An 18085-nucleotide genomic window follows, 5' to 3' on the forward strand; every position below is an offset into this window, starting at 1 on the left:
CTGTTCTTAAGAAGCCCCTATTACAAGTTTTGATGGTATTATTTTTCATGACCTCCTGTTCCAAGGATGGGGAAAACAATACTGACAATTTTCAGGAAATACCAGCGGACGAGTCCGCAAAACTCGCCGCACTAAAACTCTACAACGACTACTACCTAGTTGCTACCACTACTAACGATGATACTGAGTGGACAGGAGATGAGCCTTCTTGCGACCCCGGAAATATTCCTCAAGGCGTGAAGGATAAAATACTTATGCGGCTTATGTACTTCAGAAAGGCTTCTGGGTTACATAATGAAATTATCGAGAATTTGACGAAAAGTGAAAAAGCACAACAAGCCGCACTTATGATGTACGCGAATAATCAATTGGAGCATTTTCCACCTGAAAGTTGGAAATGTTACTCCGCCCATGGCAAGGACGGTGCGGGCAATTCGCTACTTGCCATGTCAAAGAATGCCGAGGCGATAGACACCTATATACGTGACCAAGGTTCGGCCAATGGCCCGGTCGGACACAGAAGATGGCTTCTATGGCCAAGACTTCAAGAAATTGGGCTCGGCAATACCGAAGCTTCCAATGCCATTTGGGTGTTGGGCAACCCAGGTAGCCCTCCGACCGATGCCCCCGATTTTATCGCTTGGCCCCCAGAAGGCTATGTGCCGAACAGGTTGGTCTACCCACGATGGTCTTTTTCGATCCAAGACGCAGACTTTACCGAAACACAGATAAGCATGAAAGACTCCAAGGGCAATTCAGTTCAATTATCAGTCGAGGAGCTGGACAATGCCTATGGCGACAGAACCATAGTCTGGGTTCCTGAAGGGGTAAATACCAATTCCGCCAAAGACGAATTGTACCAGGTTACCCTCGAAAACGTAAAAGTCAATGATGAATCGCATGATTTCGAATATTCGGTCATCTTATTCGACATTGACGGTTGATCGACTTTTTGATTCCTTTTCAACTCTTGTATATTAAATACAATCTACCGCCGCTTAGCTTTTAAAAATATTTTTTACGGTAGCCCTTTTTTCCTTCTTAACAAATTGTATCTTGTTAAGATAAATCGAAAATGGAAGCAACCCTACCGACACGGCAAAAGTTAATTCTTGAGCATAGGCTTGATATTGGTAGGTTTCTGTTCTACACGAATATGGTCATCGGTGAATTTGATGAAGGAATTCATGTTACCAAGCGCAATGCGGCCAAGGCAATTGAAATCGCCCTCCAATTATATGGCGGTCGCACATCGATAGTTTATATTTCACATAGGCTTAATTCGTACTCCATGGATCCTGTTGGATATGGAGAAATAGTGAAGATGTTTCCGAATTTTATCGGCTTTGCCGTTGTCTCCAGAAATAGATACCGCAGAATGTTGGCAGCAATAGAAAAATTGTTCATTAAAAAACCGGTCGGGGTTTTTTATGACCTTGAGGCTGCTTTTACATGGGCCGAAGATTTGCTTCTAAAACCTCGAGAATAAGGTCTACGTCCGGTAAAAATTCATCTCGTCCATATATTTCCATACTGCATCCGGCAGCATGGGGCGTATGTTTTTTCCGGCTTTATGCTGTTTTCTGATAAAGGTCGATGAAATTTCCATTACCGGGGCATCTATCCTGTGTATTCTTGCATGATTCTTGAACTGGTGTTCGACGGTACCTTCAGAAATTCTTGGATATACATAGATGTCGTGATGTTCCAATATAACGTTGTAGTTCTTCCACTTGTGAAATCCTTTAAGATTGTCCTCTCCCATTATCAGCGAGAATTCATGCCCATTCTCATTACTATCGAGCAAGTATGCCAACGTATCGACCGTATAATTGGGTTGCGGAAGGTCGAATTCAACTTTGCTCGGTTTTAGCTTCGGAAAGTCTTGGGTAGCCTCGAAGACCATTTGATAGCGGTGGTGATCGTCTAGCAAGGTCTTCTTTGTCTTGAACGGACTCTGGGGGGTAACCACAAACCAAACCTCGTCTAAATCGGAAAACTCGACCATATGATTGGCCAATACCATGTGCCCGACATGAATTGGGTTGAAAGTACCGAAGTAAAGCCCAATCTTCTTCACTTTTCAGTGCCCTTTTTATCTTCTTTTGCGATTGGCTTTGCCAAGAAATCTTTGACCAGACCGTAAGCCTCGTTTAAAGCAATATCGAGGTCATAGTTCTTGATAATGGTATCAAATTGGGGTGCTGTGGCCATCTCTACGGAAGCCTTGGCGATACGCATGTTTATCTTGTCATCACTCTCGGTACTTCTTTTCTTTAGACGTATTTTGAGCTCATCAACGCTCGGCGGTTTTACAAATACCGCCAAAGTCTGTTCTGGGTATTTCTTTTTTATCCGCAGGCCACCGACGACATCGATATCAAAAATAACGTTCTTGCCCTCGCCCCAGATTCTTTCTACCTCACTCTTTAGCGTTCCGTAGAAATTATCGCGGTACACTTCTTCCCATTCCAGAAAATCATCGTTCTTGATATGTTTCTTGAACTCGCCTACCGTCATGAAGTAATAATGTTCGCCGTTCTTTTCCTTACCACGGCGGGGCCTTGAAGTCGCCGATACCGAAAAAGCCAAATTCAGGTCATTTTGTTTTAAGAGATGACGAACAATGGTAGTTTTGCCGCTGCCCGAAGGGGCCGAAAATATGATAAGTTTACCGCCTTCCATTATAATACGTTCAACATTTGTTCCTTGATTTTCTCCAGCTCATCCTTCATCTGAACTACGAGCTGTTGCATAGGGGCATAGTTTGCTTTTGAACCTATCGTATTGATTTCACGACCAATTTCTTGAGTGATGAAACCAAGTTTTTTTCCGTTTGAATCGTTCGATTTCAAGGTCTTTGAAAAATAATCGAGATGATTTGCCAATCTTACTTTTTCTTCGGTAATATCGTACTTTTCGAGATAATAAATCAGTTCTTGCTCAAAACGATTCGCATCGACTTCAGCTTGAATTTCTTGCACGGCCTTTTGCAAACGTTCGCGAATGGTCGTGGTACGCTCAGGGTCCATTTGAAGAACTTGCCCCAATAATGCCTCGAGATTCTCAATTCGCTTTGCGAAATCTTGTTCAAGAACGTGGCCCTCTTGCGAGCGGAATTTATTGATTTCAAGCAACGCCTCTTTAAGTGCCCCACGAATCGTTTCATACTCTTCTTCGTCCAAATCTTCACGTTCGGTCTTAAGTGCGTCCGGCAATCGCAAGGCCATATCGAGTAAACGAATATCATCGCCATTCGCAATTGTTTTCAATTGCTTCATGTATTGGCGAACAACACCTTCGTTCACTTGGGCAGAGGTCTCATCACCCGTCAGTTCGACATAAAGGTTGAAATCGATTTTACCTCTTACCAGTGACTTTGCGATTTCCTTTCTTAGCTCAAGTTCTTTTTCGCGATAGCAAGAGGGCATTCGGGCGTTAAGGTCAAGACTTTTACTGTTCAACGATTTCAATTCTACCGTAATCTTCTTTGCGGGAAGTTGAACGACATTTTTCCCGAAGCCTGTCATTGATTGAATCATATTAAGATCTTGTTTCGACGTAAAGGTAAATAAAATTAGGGCGCGTTCTTTGGGTTACCGTATTTGTCGAATCGTTTGTTCAATTGGGTCTCGCACCAATATAATCCAATTCCTATACCGATAAGTGCCGTTGGCACAACGATAAAGAGAATATAATTTGACGGTAGAAACAGTCCCACCAGGATTCCTACTGCCAAAACAATTAAAGAATGTCGTCAAATCATCTTGGCACCCAATCGATTTGCATACTCCCAAACCTCTTGATTTGCCATTGATCTCTTGGTGCGATACCCATAGAGCCAATTGATGTTTTTAGGCGGATGTTCTTTGTAATACCAGGCCAAGGGCAAGAGTAACAGGCCAGGCACAACGGCTATCATAAAGACATCCCAATTCACGCTAAAGTTCCCGAACCCAAATATTACGATAGCTTACACGACTATTATCACCATGATCTTGAAGCATCAAAGGCCCTTTGCCATGGGGGTCGTTCTTAGGCCAACCGATATAGGGCGTGGTTCCCTTTATCTCTGTATGGTCTTGAATCAATATACCATTGTGAAGAACGGTTACCGTGGCCGACTTTATTTTACCACCATCGGCATTGAATTCGGGCATATGGTAAATAATGTCATACGTGTTCCATTCACCGCTTGGTACCGATGCCATCGCCAAAGGAGGCCCCTGTTTGTATATAGAACCGACCTGTCCGTTCACATAAGTATCGTTATCATTATTGTCCAAAACTTGGATCTCATAGATCCCGTTCAGAAAAATGCCACTGTTGCCACGGTTCTGACCTTCCCTACGCACTTCTGCGGGTGATTTCCATTCGATATGCAATTGAATATCGCCAAAATTCTGTTTGGTCTGTATGTTTCCGGTCTTATCCTTAACCGTCATACTTCCATTCTTGTTAAGATGCCATGGGGCGGCCGTGCTGTCATTAGAGCTTATCCATGCATCAAGATCACTTCCATCAAAGAGCACGATCGCATCGCTCGGTGCGGCACCTTTTGCATTTGGGGTCACAACAGGTACTTTTGGTTCATAATACTCCGTTTCTTCGGGAGTGGTAGGTTCGGTACCTGAATATTCTTCGTAGGTTATGACCGGCACTTGCTCTATTTTTTCGACAGTATCTTCAGTCATTTCAGGTTTTGGTGCTTCCTTACATGAAAAAACCAAGGCAGATAGGGTCATCAGACAAAGTAATCGCTTCATACGTATTAGGTTTTGGTTATTTTGGTTTGCGTTTATTTCAATTCTTTGATCTTAATGTTACGGAATGCCACAACATCACCATGATCCTGCAACGCGATCTTACCGGTCTTGAACTTTCCAAAACCATCCCAACCATCAAATTTGGACCCTTTCAAAAGCTGATCTAGTTCGGGTCCACCCACAGGAAAAGTCGCCACCTCGACACCGTTAAGAACCGAACTGCCTTTATTGGCGGCATAGTCGACCGTGATTTCCGCTAAATTCCATTCACCGACAGGTTTAGTGGCATCTTCTGAAGGCTCGACCAAATCATAAAGGGCACCTGCTTGATGCGTTGTGCCATTTTTGGCATCGGGATGCTTCTCGTTATCAAGCACCTGGATCTCCAATCCGGTATGATAGGGTTCCTTGTATTTGTCTTCTTCGCTTACACCCCACATAATACCGCTGTTACCAGTATCCGATATTTTCCATTCCAAGGAAAGCACAAAGCTCGAATAGTCATTCTTGGTGACAATATTAAAGGATTTTCTTTCACCATCAGGACTCATTCGGGCCTCGTCACTTGGTGGATAAAACACAATGGCCCCGTCTTCTTCTTTCCAAAACTCGGGCGCAGGTCCGCCCTTAAAGGCTTGCCAATCATCTAATGAAAGTTCGGTCCATTCATTATCTTCCGACATTTTCATGTCCGTCTCGGCCGCAGTCTCGGCATCTATATCTGCGGATGTTTCTTTGGCATTCTCTTTGCAAGCCTGCAATGCCAAAACCATTAGGGCAACAAGTAATACTTTTTTCATTGATTTCATTTTAAGTTCCAAGAATCTTTTTTAATACATCTTTATCTATTTCGGCACCGGCAAAATCATCAAAAGTCTTTTCGGTCGCCTCGATGATATGATCTCGAATGAAGATGGCACCCTCACGTGCACCTTGTTCAGGGCTCTTGATACAGCATTCCCATTCCATCACGGCCCAAACATCACAACCATATTGTGTCAATTTTGAGAAGATGGTCTTAAAATCGATCTGTCCATCACCAAGTGAACGGTATCTTCCCGCTCTATCGCCCCAATCGTTATATCCGCCAAAGGCACCTTTCTTTCCGGTAGGGTTAAATTCCGAATCTTTTACATGGAATGATCTGATGAACTCGTGATAGTGGTCGATGTATTCGATATAATCCAATTGCTGTAACACAAAATGGCTAGGATCATAAAGAATATTCACTCTTTTATGGTTTCCTGTGGCTTCCAAAAATCGTTCAAAAGTATCTCCGTCGTGCAAATCTTCTCCCGGGTGTATCTCATAACAGACATCAACCCCCTCTTCATCGAAATGGTTCAAAATAGGCATCCATCTTTTGGCGAGTTCCTCAAAGCCCATTTCGACCAGGCCAGAGGGCCGCTGCGGCCATGGGTGCCAGGTGTGCCATAGCAAAGCCCCTGAGAATGTAGCATGGGCTTTTATACCGAGCCTACGGCTTGCAGTGGCCGCTTTCTTTACCACATCGACCGCCCATTCGGTACGTGCCTTGGGATTGTTCTTCACTTTGTCGGGAGCAAAATTATCGAACATCAAGTCGTATGCCGGGTGTACGGCCACCAACTGGCCCTGCAGGTGTGTAGACAATTCGGTAATCTCCAATCCGTATGAATTGACCTTTCCCTTTAATTCATCGCAGTAGGTCTGGCTTTCAGCCGCTTTGTCCAAATCGATGAGAAAACTTTCCCAAGTGGGGATCTGTATTCCCTTATACCCCAAATCGGATGCCCATTTACACATACCGTCCAAGGTGTTGAACGGTGCCTTGCTATCTACGAACTGTGCCAAAAAAACCGCTGGCCCTTTTATAGTCTTCATTATAATACTTTATGCGTGTTATTGAAAATTGGTTCTGATATCCTTAAATAATTATATCCTATATTTAGAAATCAAATCGTAATGACTTGCTTTCTTTTGAGTCAAGTCATAAATATAGCAAAAGCCTAATGATTAAAACAAGAAATATAATACGATTTGAACCAAGGCAACACGTAAGACCTGGTCAAAACATTTTAGGAAATAGCGCCAAACTACCAACACACGGATAGAACGGTTGGCTGCCGAAAAATGGAATATTTACGTGACGACCAATAAACAATATAAACCAAACCAAATACGTTTTAGGAGACATGGACAATGCTTCAGCTAGAAATATGTGGGGAGATTATTTGGACAAGCATCTTGAGGATGCTTTTCACGAAGCCCCCAATACCATTCATTTTTGCGATAATGAAGAAGATGCCAATACCTGTGCTTCTTTGGTCAAAAAGGGCATCAAAAAGGCGACTTCGGATTCGTTGTTGGGCTTACAGCATAGAAAAGAACGACTGCCTAAAATCGGTGATTTCACCGTAATAACAAATTGGGAGGGAGAGGCACAATGTATCGTCAAAACAACAAAGGTAAGGCTCAAGCCCTTTTTCAGTATCGATGAAGAATATGCCAAACTTGAAGGAGAAGGAGACCAATCATTGGACTATTGGAAAAAGGTGCATTGGGATTATTTTACCCGCGAACTGGAACCGTTCGGACGGGTACCCAGGGAAAGTATGATCATTGTCTGTCAAGAATTCGAGAAGGTGTTCGAAAGGTAAAACAAAGGGGCCGCAAAAGCGGCCCTTCTTATTTGATATAATTTAAGAATCCCCTAGGTTCATTTTTTCAATTTCACCCAAACATTCCCGTCTTTATGTGAGGCTACGGTAGCTTCGATGAAATCCATACCGCGAACGCCGTCGTTCATGGTCGGAAATTCGCCGTCATTGTATTTCTTGCCACGAATGGCCTTGGCCGCCCCCAGATAAATATTCGCCATTGAATCAAAGATGCCTTCGGGGTGTCCAGGAGGTAACTTTGTACCGTCAAGAGACAATTTTGAATTATAGGCATGGCCGGGCTTGTACACTTGGGTAGGCTCTGTATCGCTTAATTTGTAAAGAAAATTCGGGTTTTCCTGCTCCCACCTAAAGGCACCTTTCGAACCATAAATGGCAATGGCCAGTCCATTTTCCTCGCCCGTAGCGACCTGACTTCCGCGAATGACCCCTTTAACATAGTCATCCATACGGATCAATACAGTGCCATCGACATCCATTTTGTTATCCTTATATAAGTAATTAAAATCACAGAGCAGTGATTTTACCTGAAGACCTGTAGTATATTCAATGAGGTTGAAGGCATGCACCCCAATATCTCCCATGCAAGAACTGATTCCCGCTTTTTTGGGATCTAAGCGCCAAACGGTCGATCGCTTTTTCTTGTCATGTATAATTTCATTTATCCACCCCTGATAATATCGCGCATCGACCTTATGTATTTTTCCTATGGCACCGGCCTTTATCATTTCACGCATTTGGCGAACCATCGGGTAACCGGTATAGGTATGGGTCAATGCAAAAACGGTACCCGCTTTATTATGGGCCTTCTGTAAAATCTTTGCTTCTTCATAAGTAGTTGTCATCGGTTTTTCGCAGATGACATGAAAACCGTTCTCCAATAATTTTTTGGCCATTGGAAAATGCAGGAAATTCGGGGTTAGCACCGAACAGACCTGAATACGTTCGCTTTCGGGCAATTTCATCTCTTCTTCGATCATAGTGTCGAAGTCTTCATAAATTCTGTCAAGAGGAACATCGATCTCTCGCGCAAAAGCCTTATTGGCCTTAAAGTCAGGGTTAAAGACGGCCCCTACAATTTGATAGTTATCGTTAATATGTGAGGCTACCCTATGTAACACCCCGATGAGAGAATCACCTCCCCCTCCTAAAACTCCTAATCTTATTTTTTTTGGCATAATCAATTGTTTAATACGACAGAATTATCGATGTTTTCTTCTATCGCTCAATTTATAAATTTTCTAGGATTTATATTCGATTTTTTCGTTTTTGAACAACAAGGCATACAATACCAAAACCCCTGCTGCAAACGCCGCGGGGTAAATCCATATCGTTTTCCACTCATGTACGCCATCTGCAATTACATAGGCATCCGTTATCTGTCCGGCAATCCAAAATCCTATGAGCATACCGACACCGTAGGTAGCCAATGTGATCAAGCCTTGTGCGGCACTTTTATAGGCAGATCCCGCTTTCGTATCGGTATAGATCTGGCCGGAAACGAAGAAAAAGTCATAACAGATACCGTGCAGGGCAATGCCGATCATGATGAGCAAAGACAGTTCGCCGGCATTGCCATAGGCAAATGCGAGGTACCGAAGCCCCCAGGCCAGCATCGCGATAAGTATCGTATTTTTAAAGCCAAAGCGTTTAAAAAAGAAAGGCAATAACAGCATAAAAAGAATTTCGGACCACTGACCGATAGTCATCTTTCCGGCGGGATTGCCAACTCCTATTTCCCCCAAAAACTGTCCGGCGTGCTGATAGTAGAAAGCCAAAGGAATACAAATGAAAACAGATGCCAAGAAGAATATCAAAAAATTACGGTCTTTGAACAACGCCAGGGCATCGAGCCCCAATAACTTTGAAATCGTTATCTTTTCATTTCGGTCGGCACGGGGCGGTGTTTTGGGTAGCGTAAAACTGAAGATGCCCAAAATTGCCGAAGAAATAGCTGCCATCAAAAAGGTGTTACGGAGAATACCTTCAGAGATTCCTTCCTGCGAATCCCAGTTCAGATAGCTGATCAAGGATCCTGCGGCAATCCAACCAATTGTTCCAAAAACGCGAACGAACGAAAACTCTTTCGCCGGGTCTTTCATTTGGTTGAAAGAAACGGAATTGACCAAGGCCAAGGTCGACATGTACAAAATCATGTACGACAACAAAAAAGGATAAAATATAGTAAAATCTGTTGCTGTATAAAGTAAGTACATCAATATTGCCCCTATGAGGTGCAACGCCCCTAAAATTCGTTCAGCATTGAAATAACGATCCGCAATAAGACCGATAATGAAGGGAGCCAAAATTGCACCCCATGATTGCGTGGAATAGGCCTGGGCGATTTCCGCGCCGCCCGACCCTAAGGTATTCGGCAGATAAATCCCCATGGTCACGTACCAACTTCCCCATATAAAGAACTCAAGGAACATCATGAGCGAAAGCTGGGCACGTACACCATTATTCATATGAAGAGCAAGTTCTAACGTTTGTAATAAATATAATCCAACGATAAAGGTTCTATACCGTTAGACCTAAAGTTTGTCGCAATCTGCCCCCTGTGATGGGCAGAGTGGTTGACTATATGAAAAAAAATATCCTGCAAGGTATTCGTGAATGAGCGGCCTTCTGAGTTTTCATAGTCTATTCGCTTTTCGAAGTCATCGGTATTCGTGATAATCTCGAAAGAACCTCTTTGGTTCTCGTAATGGATATCTCCCCATTGCTTTACATCATGAAGCTGCCATACTTTATATTCGGGCGATTTACCCAAGATTCTTGAATTCCATAAATGATGGGCGTTCAATATATGGCTAAAGAGTTCGATACTCTTTTCTGGCACTGAGTCTAAGGTGCAACAAACTTCGATCAATCTTTTGTTGCAATAGAAATTGTAATCGAACAGCTGGTTAAAAAACACCTTCATGAAGCATTTATCGATTTAATTGACCTCTTTCGAAGCTCTGATAAGTAAATCACGTGTAGCTAAAATTCCCGCTTCTTCACTAAGTTCGTTTCCTTCATACTCGACACCTATATATGAGTCGTACCCGGCATCTTTCACGATCTGCAACATTCTTGCATAATCGATGTTGACCTCGTCGCCATTTTCGTCGAATACGTTCGATTTGGCACTGACGGCTTTGGCGTAGGGCATGAGTTCAGCGACTCCCTTATAGATATCGTACATCTCTTCACACTCCCAACTGTCTTTTTTTCGGGTAATGCAAAAATTGCCAAAATCGGGCAGGGTACCACAGTTATCCATATTTACCGCTTTCATTACCTCAGCATGCATGGCCCCGTTCGATGAAAGTCCTCCATGGTTTTCAACTATGATGTTGATGTTTTTGCCCTTGGCATAGGTGGCAAGCTGTGTCAGGCCGTCAATGGAGTTTGCCTTCCATTTTTCAGGATCGCTTTCCCCATTAAGATTAACCCTAATAGCGTGACATCCCATGGCAGCGGCGGCATCGACCCACTTATAATGTCTTTCTACTGCCGCTTTTCTTTCGGCATCGTCACTGACAGCAAGATTTCCTTGCCCATCGATCATTATCAGCACATTTTGCATACCATGTTTTTTGGCCTCAGCGTTCGACCTTTCAACAAAGGCGTTCATTGCTTGTTCTGAATATTCGTTATTTTCCAAATCGGCGGGATATAATTGGCTGACATACTCCAATCCCGAAAAGCCCCAGCTCTTTGCTTTTTCAGCAAAACTATAAGGGTCTACGCTATCGTTCCTGATCATCTTATGAATGGACCATTGCGCAAGCGAAAGCTTAAAAAAAGGCGCTTCGCTCTCTGTCATGGTCGTTTCCATGTCCTCTGTTTCGACTTCCTTTTCCTTTTTGTCCTTACAGGCAAAAAATACCAATGAAAGCAAAAGGGATACAACTAATACATAACGCTTTGTGGGCATATAATCTTTTTTCATTTTTTTGTTTGTTGATTATTGAATCTTATTTAACTAAAACATATACTCAATCGAAATAGTGCCGTACAGTCAATAAGTATGAGGTTTAAATGTAGAGAATTAATTTTATATTTAATAAATTTAGAAGCTAAACAATCATATACATGAATAAATTCTATTACAACGACGAGCAGGAATCGTATGATGCGATTGTTGTAGGAACGGGTATCAGCGGAGGCTGGGCAGCCAAGGAATTATGTGAAAACGGTTTAAAAACATTGGTTTTGGAGCGCGGCAGAATGGTCAAGCATATCGAGGACTACGAAACCGCCAATATGGATCCGTGGGATTTTCCCAATGCCGGGGAACCCACAAAGGCCGATCTCGAAAAACAGCCCAAACAGAACAGAACCGGTTATACAACGAATGCTGCTAGTAAAATGTGGTTCGTAAACGACCTTGAGCACCCATATAACGAGGTCAAGCGTTTTGATTGGATGCGTGGTTACCACGTCGGTGGGCGCTCATTGCAATGGGGCCGACAGAGCTATCGTTGGAGCGATATCGATTTCACGGCCAACCAAAGAGAAGGTATCGCCGTCGATTGGCCCGTTCGGTACAAAGATATCGCCCCTTGGTACGAAAAGGTCGAAAACTATATCGGTGTGAGCGGTGAAGCATTGAACCTGCCCCAGTTGCCCGACAGCAATTTTCTGCCCATGATGGAGCTTAATTGTGTAGAACAACATGTAAGAGAGAAGGTAGCCGAACATTTTGACGGCAGGGTGATTACTGCCGGGCGTACAGCTCACATTACCGGCACCAAAGAATTTGAAGGGCGCAGTAAGTGCCAATTTAGAAACCGATGCATCAGAGGTTGCCCTTTCGGGGCTTATTTCAGTAGTCTCTCATCTACATTACCGGCGGCCGAACGAACTGGCAATATGACCTTGAGACCCGATTCCATTGTACATGAGGTAATCTATGATCCCGATACCAAGCGTGCCACCGGTGTAAAAGTTATCGACCGGGTCACCAAGGAAGCCCACGAGTTCAAGGCGAAGGTCATCTTTTTATGCGCCTCGGCCATTGCGTCGACCTCAATATTGATGCAATCAAAATCAGACCGTTTTCCGAACGGAATGGGAAATGATTCCGATCAATTGGGAAGAAATATCATGGACCACCATCTCGGTGTCGGTGCTTCAGGTAAATTTGACGGTTTTGACGACAAATATTATAAAGGAAGGAAACCCAGCGGGGTCTATATTCCTAGGTTTCGAAATCTTGGCGGCGACTCAGATAGAAAAGACTATAAACGAGGTTTCGGTTACCAAGGTGGTGCCAGTAGGGGCAATTGGGAAGATATGGTCGCCGAAATGTCACATGGTAAAAGTTTGAAAGAAGCCATTTTAAAACCAGGTGGATGGACAATGGGAATCGGTGGTTTCGGTGAGGTATTGCCTTATGAGGACAATCGAATGACCTTGGATTACGACAAAAAAGACCAATGGGGACTTCCTACGGTTACTTTTGACGCCGAATTCAAGGAAAACGAATGGAATATGCGCAAAGACATGCAAGAATCGGCCATTGAAATGCTCGAAAAAGCGGGGCTTCGAGATGTCCAAGGTTATGATCGACCCGGCGCACTGGGTCTGGGCATACACGAAATGGGTACGGCCCGTATGGGACGTAGTCGAAAGACATCGGTTCTGAACGGCAACAATCAAATTCACGATGTGCCCAATGTTTATGTAACTGACGGGGCTTTCATGACCTCGGCAAGTTGCGTCAACCCTTCTCTTACCTATATGGCCTTTACGGCAAGAGCTGCCAACCACGCGGCCCAAGAACTTAAAAAAGGAAATATATAATGAACAGAAGAAAAGCACTTAAGAATATGGGGCTGTCATTGGGCTACGCCGTGGCAACACCTACATTGATCAGTATCGTACAAAGCTGCAAGACAGAGAAAGTACTGGAGTGGACGCCTGAATTCTTTTCAAGGGAGGAAGGGGCTGTTTTGACTAAGCTTGTGGATATTATTCTGCCGAAAACCGATACTCCTTCTGCCTCAGAAGTACAGGTCAATATTTTTATCGATCGTTTCGCCGATCAGGTGATGGAGGCCGAACAACAAGATTTTGTTAGAATGTCACTGGGTAAATTTTTGGGCAAAGCTTTGGAGAATGCCGGAAAAGAAAAGATCGAAGACCTTACTTCAGAAGACCTAGAACCGGTTCTTGCGTCGTCACTGAAGGTAAGCAAGGAAGACCAAGTAACTTACCATGAAACCATCAACTCCTACAAAGAAGCCATTGCCGAAGGCCAGGCCGCCCAGATGGATGACAATGTTGCGCATTTTGCCTTTGCGGATAATCTTAGGGGAATGACTATTTGGGGCTACAAGGCCTCTGAATTTGTCGGTGAAGAGGTTTTGGCCTATCTGCCGGTACCAGGTGAATATATCAGCTGTGGAAACCTTCAAGAATTGACAGGTGGTAAAGCTTGGTCGTTATAAATCAAACTCATGAAAAGAAGGAATTTTATTCAAAAAACAGTACTAAGTGCGAGTGCGCTGACCATGGGTAGTGCTCTTGCAAATATCAATGGACGTTCGACTCCCTTGGCACCACACAAGTTCAATCTTAAATATGCCCCACATTTGGGGATGTTCAAAAACCACGCTGGCGATGACCCTATTGATCAGTTGAATTTTATGGCCGAACAGGGTTTTAGCGCTTTTGAAGACAATGGTATGATGGGTCGCGATGTTGCCTTACAGACCAAGATGGGAGAGACCCTTGCAAAACACGGTATGACGATGGGTGTTTTTGTTGTCGACAAGGGCGGCAATATGGCAAACACCTTGGCCGCTGGCAAGAAAGAACATGTAGACATATTCTTAGATGGTTGTAGAAGGGCGGTCGAAGTCGCCAAACGTGTCAATGCCAAATGGATGACCGTTGTACCCGGCGGGTACGAACGAAGGTTGCCGGTCGGTGTTCAAGATGCCAACGTTATTGAAGCTTTAAAGAGAGGTGCAGAGATTTTCGAGCCCCATGGCCTAGTAATGGTTTTGGAGCCTCTCTCAGATTCTCCGGATCTGTATTTACAAAATTCAGATCAAACCTATATGATCTGTAAAGGAGTAGATAGTCCGTCGTGTAAGATATTGTATGACATCTATCATTTACAGAAAACAGAAGGACATCTGATCCATAACATGGGACTTACTTGGGATGAAATCGCCTATATACAAATTGGCGATAATCCCGGACGAAAAGAACCTACAACAGGTGAAATCAATTACAAAAATGTATTCAAATGGATTCACGAAAAAGGTTTTGATGGCGTTCTAGGAATGGAGCACGGTAATTCAAAACCTGAAAAGGCCGGTGAGCAGGCTGTTATTGATTCTTATAAAAAAGTAGATGATTTTTTATGATTTTTCAATCGATCTAACTGAAAGGAGGCCTCTTTGATAGAGGCCTTTTTTATTTAGGCCACACCTTATGGACCATTTAAAGGTCATTCATCGGATCTAAAAAAAAGATCTTGCAGTTTGTCGAAAATATTTCCCTTTTTCGATGTATGACACAATATCGGGGTAAGATATTCTCTACTATGGCCGTTCTTTATATTATGACCCCTTATTTATACCTACTTATCAGTTACATTGCATTGCTATTGGTCTCAAGAACGGCGTATCGACACTTTTTCAGAAAGTCACGGCCATTGGGTTTCGAAGACCGGTAGTTCTAAGATGGTAATCAAAATTAAAAAGGTTTCCCCATCCTATTAAATGCAACATGACACACATGGATCGGATATTGAAACGGTCCATGTGTGCCATTTTCCAATTTTCTTTAGGTCTTTTTTGCCCACTTTTCAGAAGGTTCTCAAGCTTTTGTTATTTTTTTCACAATTTTTGAAATTTAAATAGTCTTTTTGCGTTCTTTATTCGTAGATATTAATACATACAAAATCCGGGGCATGGACAAGTATCTTATTATTCTTATTATTTACGCAATGGCATTTGTCTTTTCAAGTGCGCTTCGACCCTACTTTGAAAAGTAGCGGTTCATTGTCTATTTCGTATTTTTGCAAGTTGTTCTGAGCAACCTATTGCACATTATTCTTTTGCTTTGATTTACCCATTTCCATTTCAATAATGGCAAACAAAAACCCTGACTTATAGCCAGGGTGCTTGCATTTGTTTAACCAGCCCATACCATATTAAGATCCGCACATCAGGCAATCGTCATCGGCCTGACCTTCTTTGGCCCGGGCTATCATCTCTTTCATTTCTGCAGGTGTCATTGGCTGTATATCCAACTCTTGAGAGGTTACAGGGGTCGAACGAACTTCAATTGTTTTTGCCGCTTCTTGATTTGGCAATGCTTCGACGGATACTTCAGCCTCGGCAGCCACACTGACCGGTACTTCCTTTTTCTTGGTATTGTCCAGCGTAAATTTAATGGCGTCTACGGCAGCTTTGGTCCGCAAGTAGTACATTCCGGTCTTAAGGCCGCTTTTCCATGCATAGAAGTGCATCGAGGTCAGCTTGGCATAGTTTGCGTTCTCCATGAACAAATTCAATGATTGGCTCTGATCTATGAAGTAACCCCTATGTCTTGACATATCGATAATATCTTTCATGCTCAGCTCCCATACGGTCTTATAGAGATCTCGAATATCTTGCGGTATTGTCTCAATATGCTGGATCGACCCATTGGCACGCATCAACTCTTGCTTCATATTTTCGTTCCACAAACCTAGTTCTACCAAATCTTCCAATAAATGTTTGTTAACAACGATAAACTCACCGCTCAATACCCTCCTTGTATAGATATTGGAAGTATAAGGCTCAAAACATTCATTGTTTCCCAAAATCTGTGATGTAGATGCCGTGGGCATCGGCGCCACCAAAAGGGAGTTGCGAACGCCGTTCTTTTTGACGTTCTTCCTAAGTTTTTCCCAATCCCACCTTCCGGAAAGTTCTTCATCTTTGATCCCCCATAGGTTATGCTGAAATTCACCCTTCGAGATGGGCGAACCATCGTAAGTGGAGTAAGGTCCTTCTTCCTTAGCGGCCTCCATTGAGGCGGTAACGGCCGCAAAATACAAGGTCTCGAAAATTTCTTGGTTCAATTTCTTTGCTTCATCGCTGGTAAAAGGTAGCCGCAACATGATAAAGGTATCGGCCAAGCCCTGCACGCCCAAACCTATAGGTCTATGGCGCATGTTCGAATTTTCAGCCTCTTTGACAGGATAGTAGTTTCTATCGATGACCCTATTGAGGTTCTTGGTCACGCGTTTTGTTACCTTGAATAATTCCTTATGGTCAAACTCACCATTTTTAACGAACATCGGCAATGCTATGGAAGCCAAATTACAAACAGCTACCTCGTCTGGCGAAGTATATTCCATAATCTCGGTACAGAGGTTCGAAGACCGAATGGTACCAAGGTTTTTTTGATTACTTTTTCGGTTGGCCGCATCTTTGTACAACATGTAGGGCGTGCCGGTTTCAATCTGCGATTCCAAGATTTTCTCCCAAAGCTCTCTTGCCCTTACCGTCTTTCTACCCTTTCCTTTTGCCTCGTATCCTAGATACAATTTTTCGAATTCTTCACTATGATTGGTAAATAACCCTGGACACTCATTCGGACACATCAATGTCCAATTTTCATTGGCCTCTACCCTTTTCATGAACAAATCGGGAATCCACATGGCGTAGAACAAGTCACGGGCCCTCATCTCTTCTTTTCCATGGTTTTTCTTCAAATCAAGGAATTCATATACATCGGCATGCCATGGTTCCATATAAATTGCAAAACTTCCCTTTCTTTTTCCGCCACCTTGATCGACATACCTTGCCGTGTCGTTAAAGACCTGAAGCATCGGCACGATTCCGTTCGAAGTACCGTTCGTGCCTGCGATATATGATCCCGTAGCCCTAACATTATGGATAGAAAGTCCTATACCACCCGCCGATTGCGAAATCTTGGCCGTTTGCTTCAACGTGTCGTATATACCATCGATGCTGTCTTCTTTCATCGTCAAAAGAAAACATGAGGACATTTGGGGTTTTGGTGTTCCCGAATTGAACAGGGTCGGAGTGGCATGTGTGAAATATTTCTTCGACATCAATTCATAGGTCTCGATTGCGGAATCAAGATCATTCAAATGGATGCCAACGGCAACACGCATAAGCATGTGTTGGGGCCTTTCTGCAATTTTACCGTTCAATTTGAGCAGGTAGGATCGTTCAAGCGTCTTAAAACCGAAATAATCGTAGCCAAAATCACGGTTGTATATTATCGTCGAATCCAAACGTTCAGCGTTCTCTGAAATCACTTTATAGACTTCATCTGACAACAACGGGGCCTTTTTATTGGTTCGAGGGTTTATGTACTCGTAAAGATCCTTCATCGTTTCAGAGAACGATTTCTTTGTGTTCTTGTGCAAATTCGATACAGAGATACGTGCCGCCAATTTTGCGTAATCAGGATGGGTAGTGGTCATGGTAGCCGCAATCTCGGCGGCAAGGTTATCGAGTTCTGAAGTCGTCACACCGTCATAAAGCCCTTCAATGACACGCATGGCCACTTTTAACGGATCGACCAGTGCATTGAGGCCATAACATAATTTACGGACCCGAGCGGTGATCTTGTCGAACATCACCAGCTCTTTTCTGCCATCTCTTTTGATTACATACATTTGCTACAGTT

General features: G+C 43.4%; 18 protein-coding genes. 6 read left to right on the top strand and 12 right to left on the bottom strand.

The features are described 5' to 3' along the window. Positions 1–32: 32 nt before the first annotated feature. Positions 33–944, top strand: coding sequence for a CAP domain-containing protein (locus ACEZ3G_RS05280; RefSeq protein ID WP_432424400.1), 912 nt, complete (start codon positions 33–35; stop codon positions 942–944). A gap of 131 nt (positions 945–1075) precedes the next feature. Beyond that, a complete protein-coding gene (locus ACEZ3G_RS05285) occupies positions 1076–1489 on the top strand; it encodes a hypothetical protein (RefSeq protein WP_432424401.1) in 414 nt (137 codons plus the stop codon). A 3-nt stretch (positions 1490–1492) separates the two neighbouring features. Here ACEZ3G_RS05285 and nadD read toward each other — a convergent pair whose 3' ends face one another. From nadD to ACEZ3G_RS05320, 7 genes are all read right to left on the bottom strand, one after another. Next, the gene (gene nadD, locus ACEZ3G_RS05290; RefSeq protein WP_432424402.1) at positions 1493–2080 is read right to left on the bottom strand and encodes a nicotinate (nicotinamide) nucleotide adenylyltransferase; all 588 of its coding nucleotides are present in this window, start codon (positions 2078–2080) and stop codon (positions 1493–1495) included. Next, entirely contained in the window at positions 2077–2685 is a 609-nt protein-coding gene (gene gmk, locus ACEZ3G_RS05295) for a guanylate kinase (RefSeq protein ID WP_432424403.1), read from the bottom strand. Before gmk ends, nadD begins: the two co-directional genes overlap by 4 nt. Continuing rightward, positions 2685–3542, bottom strand: coding sequence for a YicC/YloC family endoribonuclease (locus tag ACEZ3G_RS05300; RefSeq protein ID WP_432424404.1), 858 nt, complete (start codon positions 3540–3542; stop codon positions 2685–2687). The genes gmk and ACEZ3G_RS05300 overlap by 1 nt, the downstream gene beginning before the upstream one ends. A gap of 215 nt (positions 3543–3757) precedes the next feature. Next, entirely contained in the window at positions 3758–3922 is a 165-nt protein-coding gene (locus ACEZ3G_RS05305; RefSeq protein ID WP_432424405.1) for an SdpI family protein, read from the bottom strand. 19 nt (positions 3923–3941) lie between these two features. Further along, positions 3942–4766 carry a 3-keto-disaccharide hydrolase gene (locus tag ACEZ3G_RS05310; RefSeq protein ID WP_432424406.1) on the bottom strand — a complete coding sequence of 275 codons (825 nt, stop codon included), beginning with the start codon at positions 4764–4766 and terminating at the stop codon, positions 3942–3944. Positions 4767–4798: 32 nt separating this feature from the next. Beyond that, complete coding sequence (locus ACEZ3G_RS05315; RefSeq protein ID WP_432424407.1) at positions 4799–5566, bottom strand: 3-keto-disaccharide hydrolase; 768 nt, start codon at positions 5564–5566, stop codon at positions 4799–4801. A 10-nt stretch (positions 5567–5576) separates the two neighbouring features. Next, positions 5577–6629: a sugar phosphate isomerase/epimerase family protein gene (locus ACEZ3G_RS05320; RefSeq protein WP_432424408.1), complete on the bottom strand. Its 1053-nt coding sequence runs from the start codon at positions 6627–6629 to the stop codon at positions 5577–5579. Between the two features lie 311 nt (positions 6630–6940). Here ACEZ3G_RS05320 and ACEZ3G_RS05325 point away from each other — a divergent pair, with 311 nt between their 5' ends. Further along, positions 6941–7405, top strand: coding sequence for an ASCH domain-containing protein (locus tag ACEZ3G_RS05325; protein WP_432424409.1), 465 nt, complete (start codon positions 6941–6943; stop codon positions 7403–7405). Positions 7406–7464: 59 nt separating this feature from the next. Here ACEZ3G_RS05325 and ACEZ3G_RS05330 read toward each other — a convergent pair whose 3' ends face one another. The 4 genes from ACEZ3G_RS05330 to ACEZ3G_RS05345 all read right to left on the bottom strand — a co-directional run bounded on the left by ACEZ3G_RS05330 (position 7465) and on the right by ACEZ3G_RS05345 (position 11366). Further along, a complete protein-coding gene (locus ACEZ3G_RS05330) occupies positions 7465–8604 on the bottom strand; it encodes a Gfo/Idh/MocA family protein (protein WP_432424410.1) in 1140 nt (379 codons plus the stop codon). A gap of 63 nt (positions 8605–8667) precedes the next feature. Next, complete coding sequence (locus ACEZ3G_RS05335) at positions 8668–9894, bottom strand: nucleoside permease (RefSeq protein ID WP_432424411.1); 1227 nt, start codon at positions 9892–9894, stop codon at positions 8668–8670. Positions 9895–9908: 14 nt separating this feature from the next. Further along, a complete protein-coding gene (locus ACEZ3G_RS05340) occupies positions 9909–10352 on the bottom strand; it encodes a DinB family protein (RefSeq protein WP_432424412.1) in 444 nt (147 codons plus the stop codon). A 15-nt stretch (positions 10353–10367) separates the two neighbouring features. Beyond that, a complete protein-coding gene (locus tag ACEZ3G_RS05345) occupies positions 10368–11366 on the bottom strand; it encodes a sugar phosphate isomerase/epimerase family protein (protein WP_432424413.1) in 999 nt (332 codons plus the stop codon). A 143-nt stretch (positions 11367–11509) separates the two neighbouring features. Here ACEZ3G_RS05345 and ACEZ3G_RS05350 point away from each other — a divergent pair, with 143 nt between their 5' ends. Genes ACEZ3G_RS05350 through ACEZ3G_RS05360 form a run of 3 tightly spaced genes read left to right on the top strand, consistent with a single transcriptional unit; the run spans position 11510 to position 14796 of the window. Then, positions 11510–13222: a GMC oxidoreductase gene (locus tag ACEZ3G_RS05350; RefSeq protein ID WP_432424414.1), complete on the top strand. Its 1713-nt coding sequence runs from the start codon at positions 11510–11512 to the stop codon at positions 13220–13222. Next, positions 13222–13869: a gluconate 2-dehydrogenase subunit 3 family protein gene (locus ACEZ3G_RS05355; RefSeq protein WP_432424415.1), complete on the top strand. Its 648-nt coding sequence runs from the start codon at positions 13222–13224 to the stop codon at positions 13867–13869. The genes ACEZ3G_RS05350 and ACEZ3G_RS05355 overlap by 1 nt, the downstream gene beginning before the upstream one ends. Positions 13870–13878: 9 nt before the next feature. Beyond that, positions 13879–14796, top strand: coding sequence for a hydroxypyruvate isomerase family protein (locus ACEZ3G_RS05360; protein WP_432424416.1), 918 nt, complete (start codon positions 13879–13881; stop codon positions 14794–14796). 791 nt (positions 14797–15587) lie between these two features. On the opposite strand, the gene ACEZ3G_RS05365 is transcribed toward ACEZ3G_RS05360, so the two are convergent. After that, positions 15588–18074, bottom strand: coding sequence for a ribonucleoside-diphosphate reductase subunit alpha (locus ACEZ3G_RS05365; RefSeq protein ID WP_432424417.1), 2487 nt, complete (start codon positions 18072–18074; stop codon positions 15588–15590). Positions 18075–18085: the final 11 nt, after the last annotated feature.

It is taken from the genome of Meishania litoralis, assembly GCF_042611095.1.
Taxonomy (GTDB): domain Bacteria; phylum Bacteroidota; class Bacteroidia; order Flavobacteriales; family Flavobacteriaceae; genus Meishania; species Meishania litoralis.

What these genes read in the sequence shown, in the direction of transcription:
- ACEZ3G_RS05340 (WP_432424412.1), bottom strand. Translation starts at nt 10,352, where the DNA reads ATGAAGGTGTTTTTTAACCAGCTGTTCGATTACAATTTCTATTGCAAC.
- ACEZ3G_RS05335 (WP_432424411.1), bottom strand. Translation starts at nt 9,894, where the DNA reads ATGAATAATGGTGTACGTGCCCAGCTTTCGCTCATGATGTTCCTTGAG.
- ACEZ3G_RS05360 (WP_432424416.1), top strand. Translation starts at nt 13,879, where the DNA reads ATGAAAAGAAGGAATTTTATTCAAAAAACAGTACTAAGTGCGAGTGCG.
- ACEZ3G_RS05350 (WP_432424414.1), top strand. Translation starts at nt 11,510, where the DNA reads ATGAATAAATTCTATTACAACGACGAGCAGGAATCGTATGATGCGATT.
- ACEZ3G_RS05315 (WP_432424407.1), bottom strand. Translation starts at nt 5,566, where the DNA reads ATGAAAAAAGTATTACTTGTTGCCCTAATGGTTTTGGCATTGCAGGCT.
- ACEZ3G_RS05320 (WP_432424408.1), bottom strand. Translation starts at nt 6,629, where the DNA reads ATGAAGACTATAAAAGGGCCAGCGGTTTTTTTGGCACAGTTCGTAGAT.
- ACEZ3G_RS05345 (WP_432424413.1), bottom strand. Translation starts at nt 11,366, where the DNA reads ATGAAAAAAGATTATATGCCCACAAAGCGTTATGTATTAGTTGTATCC.
- ACEZ3G_RS05330 (WP_432424410.1), bottom strand. Translation starts at nt 8,604, where the DNA reads ATGCCAAAAAAAATAAGATTAGGAGTTTTAGGAGGGGGAGGTGATTCT.
- ACEZ3G_RS05365 (WP_432424417.1), bottom strand. Translation starts at nt 18,074, where the DNA reads ATGTATGTAATCAAAAGAGATGGCAGAAAAGAGCTGGTGATGTTCGAC.
- ACEZ3G_RS05310 (WP_432424406.1), bottom strand. Translation starts at nt 4,766, where the DNA reads ATGAAGCGATTACTTTGTCTGATGACCCTATCTGCCTTGGTTTTTTCA.
- ACEZ3G_RS05305 (WP_432424405.1), bottom strand. Translation starts at nt 3,922, where the DNA reads ATGATAGCCGTTGTGCCTGGCCTGTTACTCTTGCCCTTGGCCTGGTAT.
- gmk (WP_432424403.1), bottom strand. Translation starts at nt 2,685, where the DNA reads ATGGAAGGCGGTAAACTTATCATATTTTCGGCCCCTTCGGGCAGCGGC.
- ACEZ3G_RS05285 (WP_432424401.1), top strand. Translation starts at nt 1,076, where the DNA reads ATGGAAGCAACCCTACCGACACGGCAAAAGTTAATTCTTGAGCATAGG.
- ACEZ3G_RS05355 (WP_432424415.1), top strand. Translation starts at nt 13,222, where the DNA reads ATGAACAGAAGAAAAGCACTTAAGAATATGGGGCTGTCATTGGGCTAC.
- ACEZ3G_RS05300 (WP_432424404.1), bottom strand. Translation starts at nt 3,542, where the DNA reads ATGATTCAATCAATGACAGGCTTCGGGAAAAATGTCGTTCAACTTCCC.
- ACEZ3G_RS05325 (WP_432424409.1), top strand. Translation starts at nt 6,941, where the DNA reads ATGGACAATGCTTCAGCTAGAAATATGTGGGGAGATTATTTGGACAAG.
- ACEZ3G_RS05280 (WP_432424400.1), top strand. Translation starts at nt 33, where the DNA reads ATGGTATTATTTTTCATGACCTCCTGTTCCAAGGATGGGGAAAACAAT.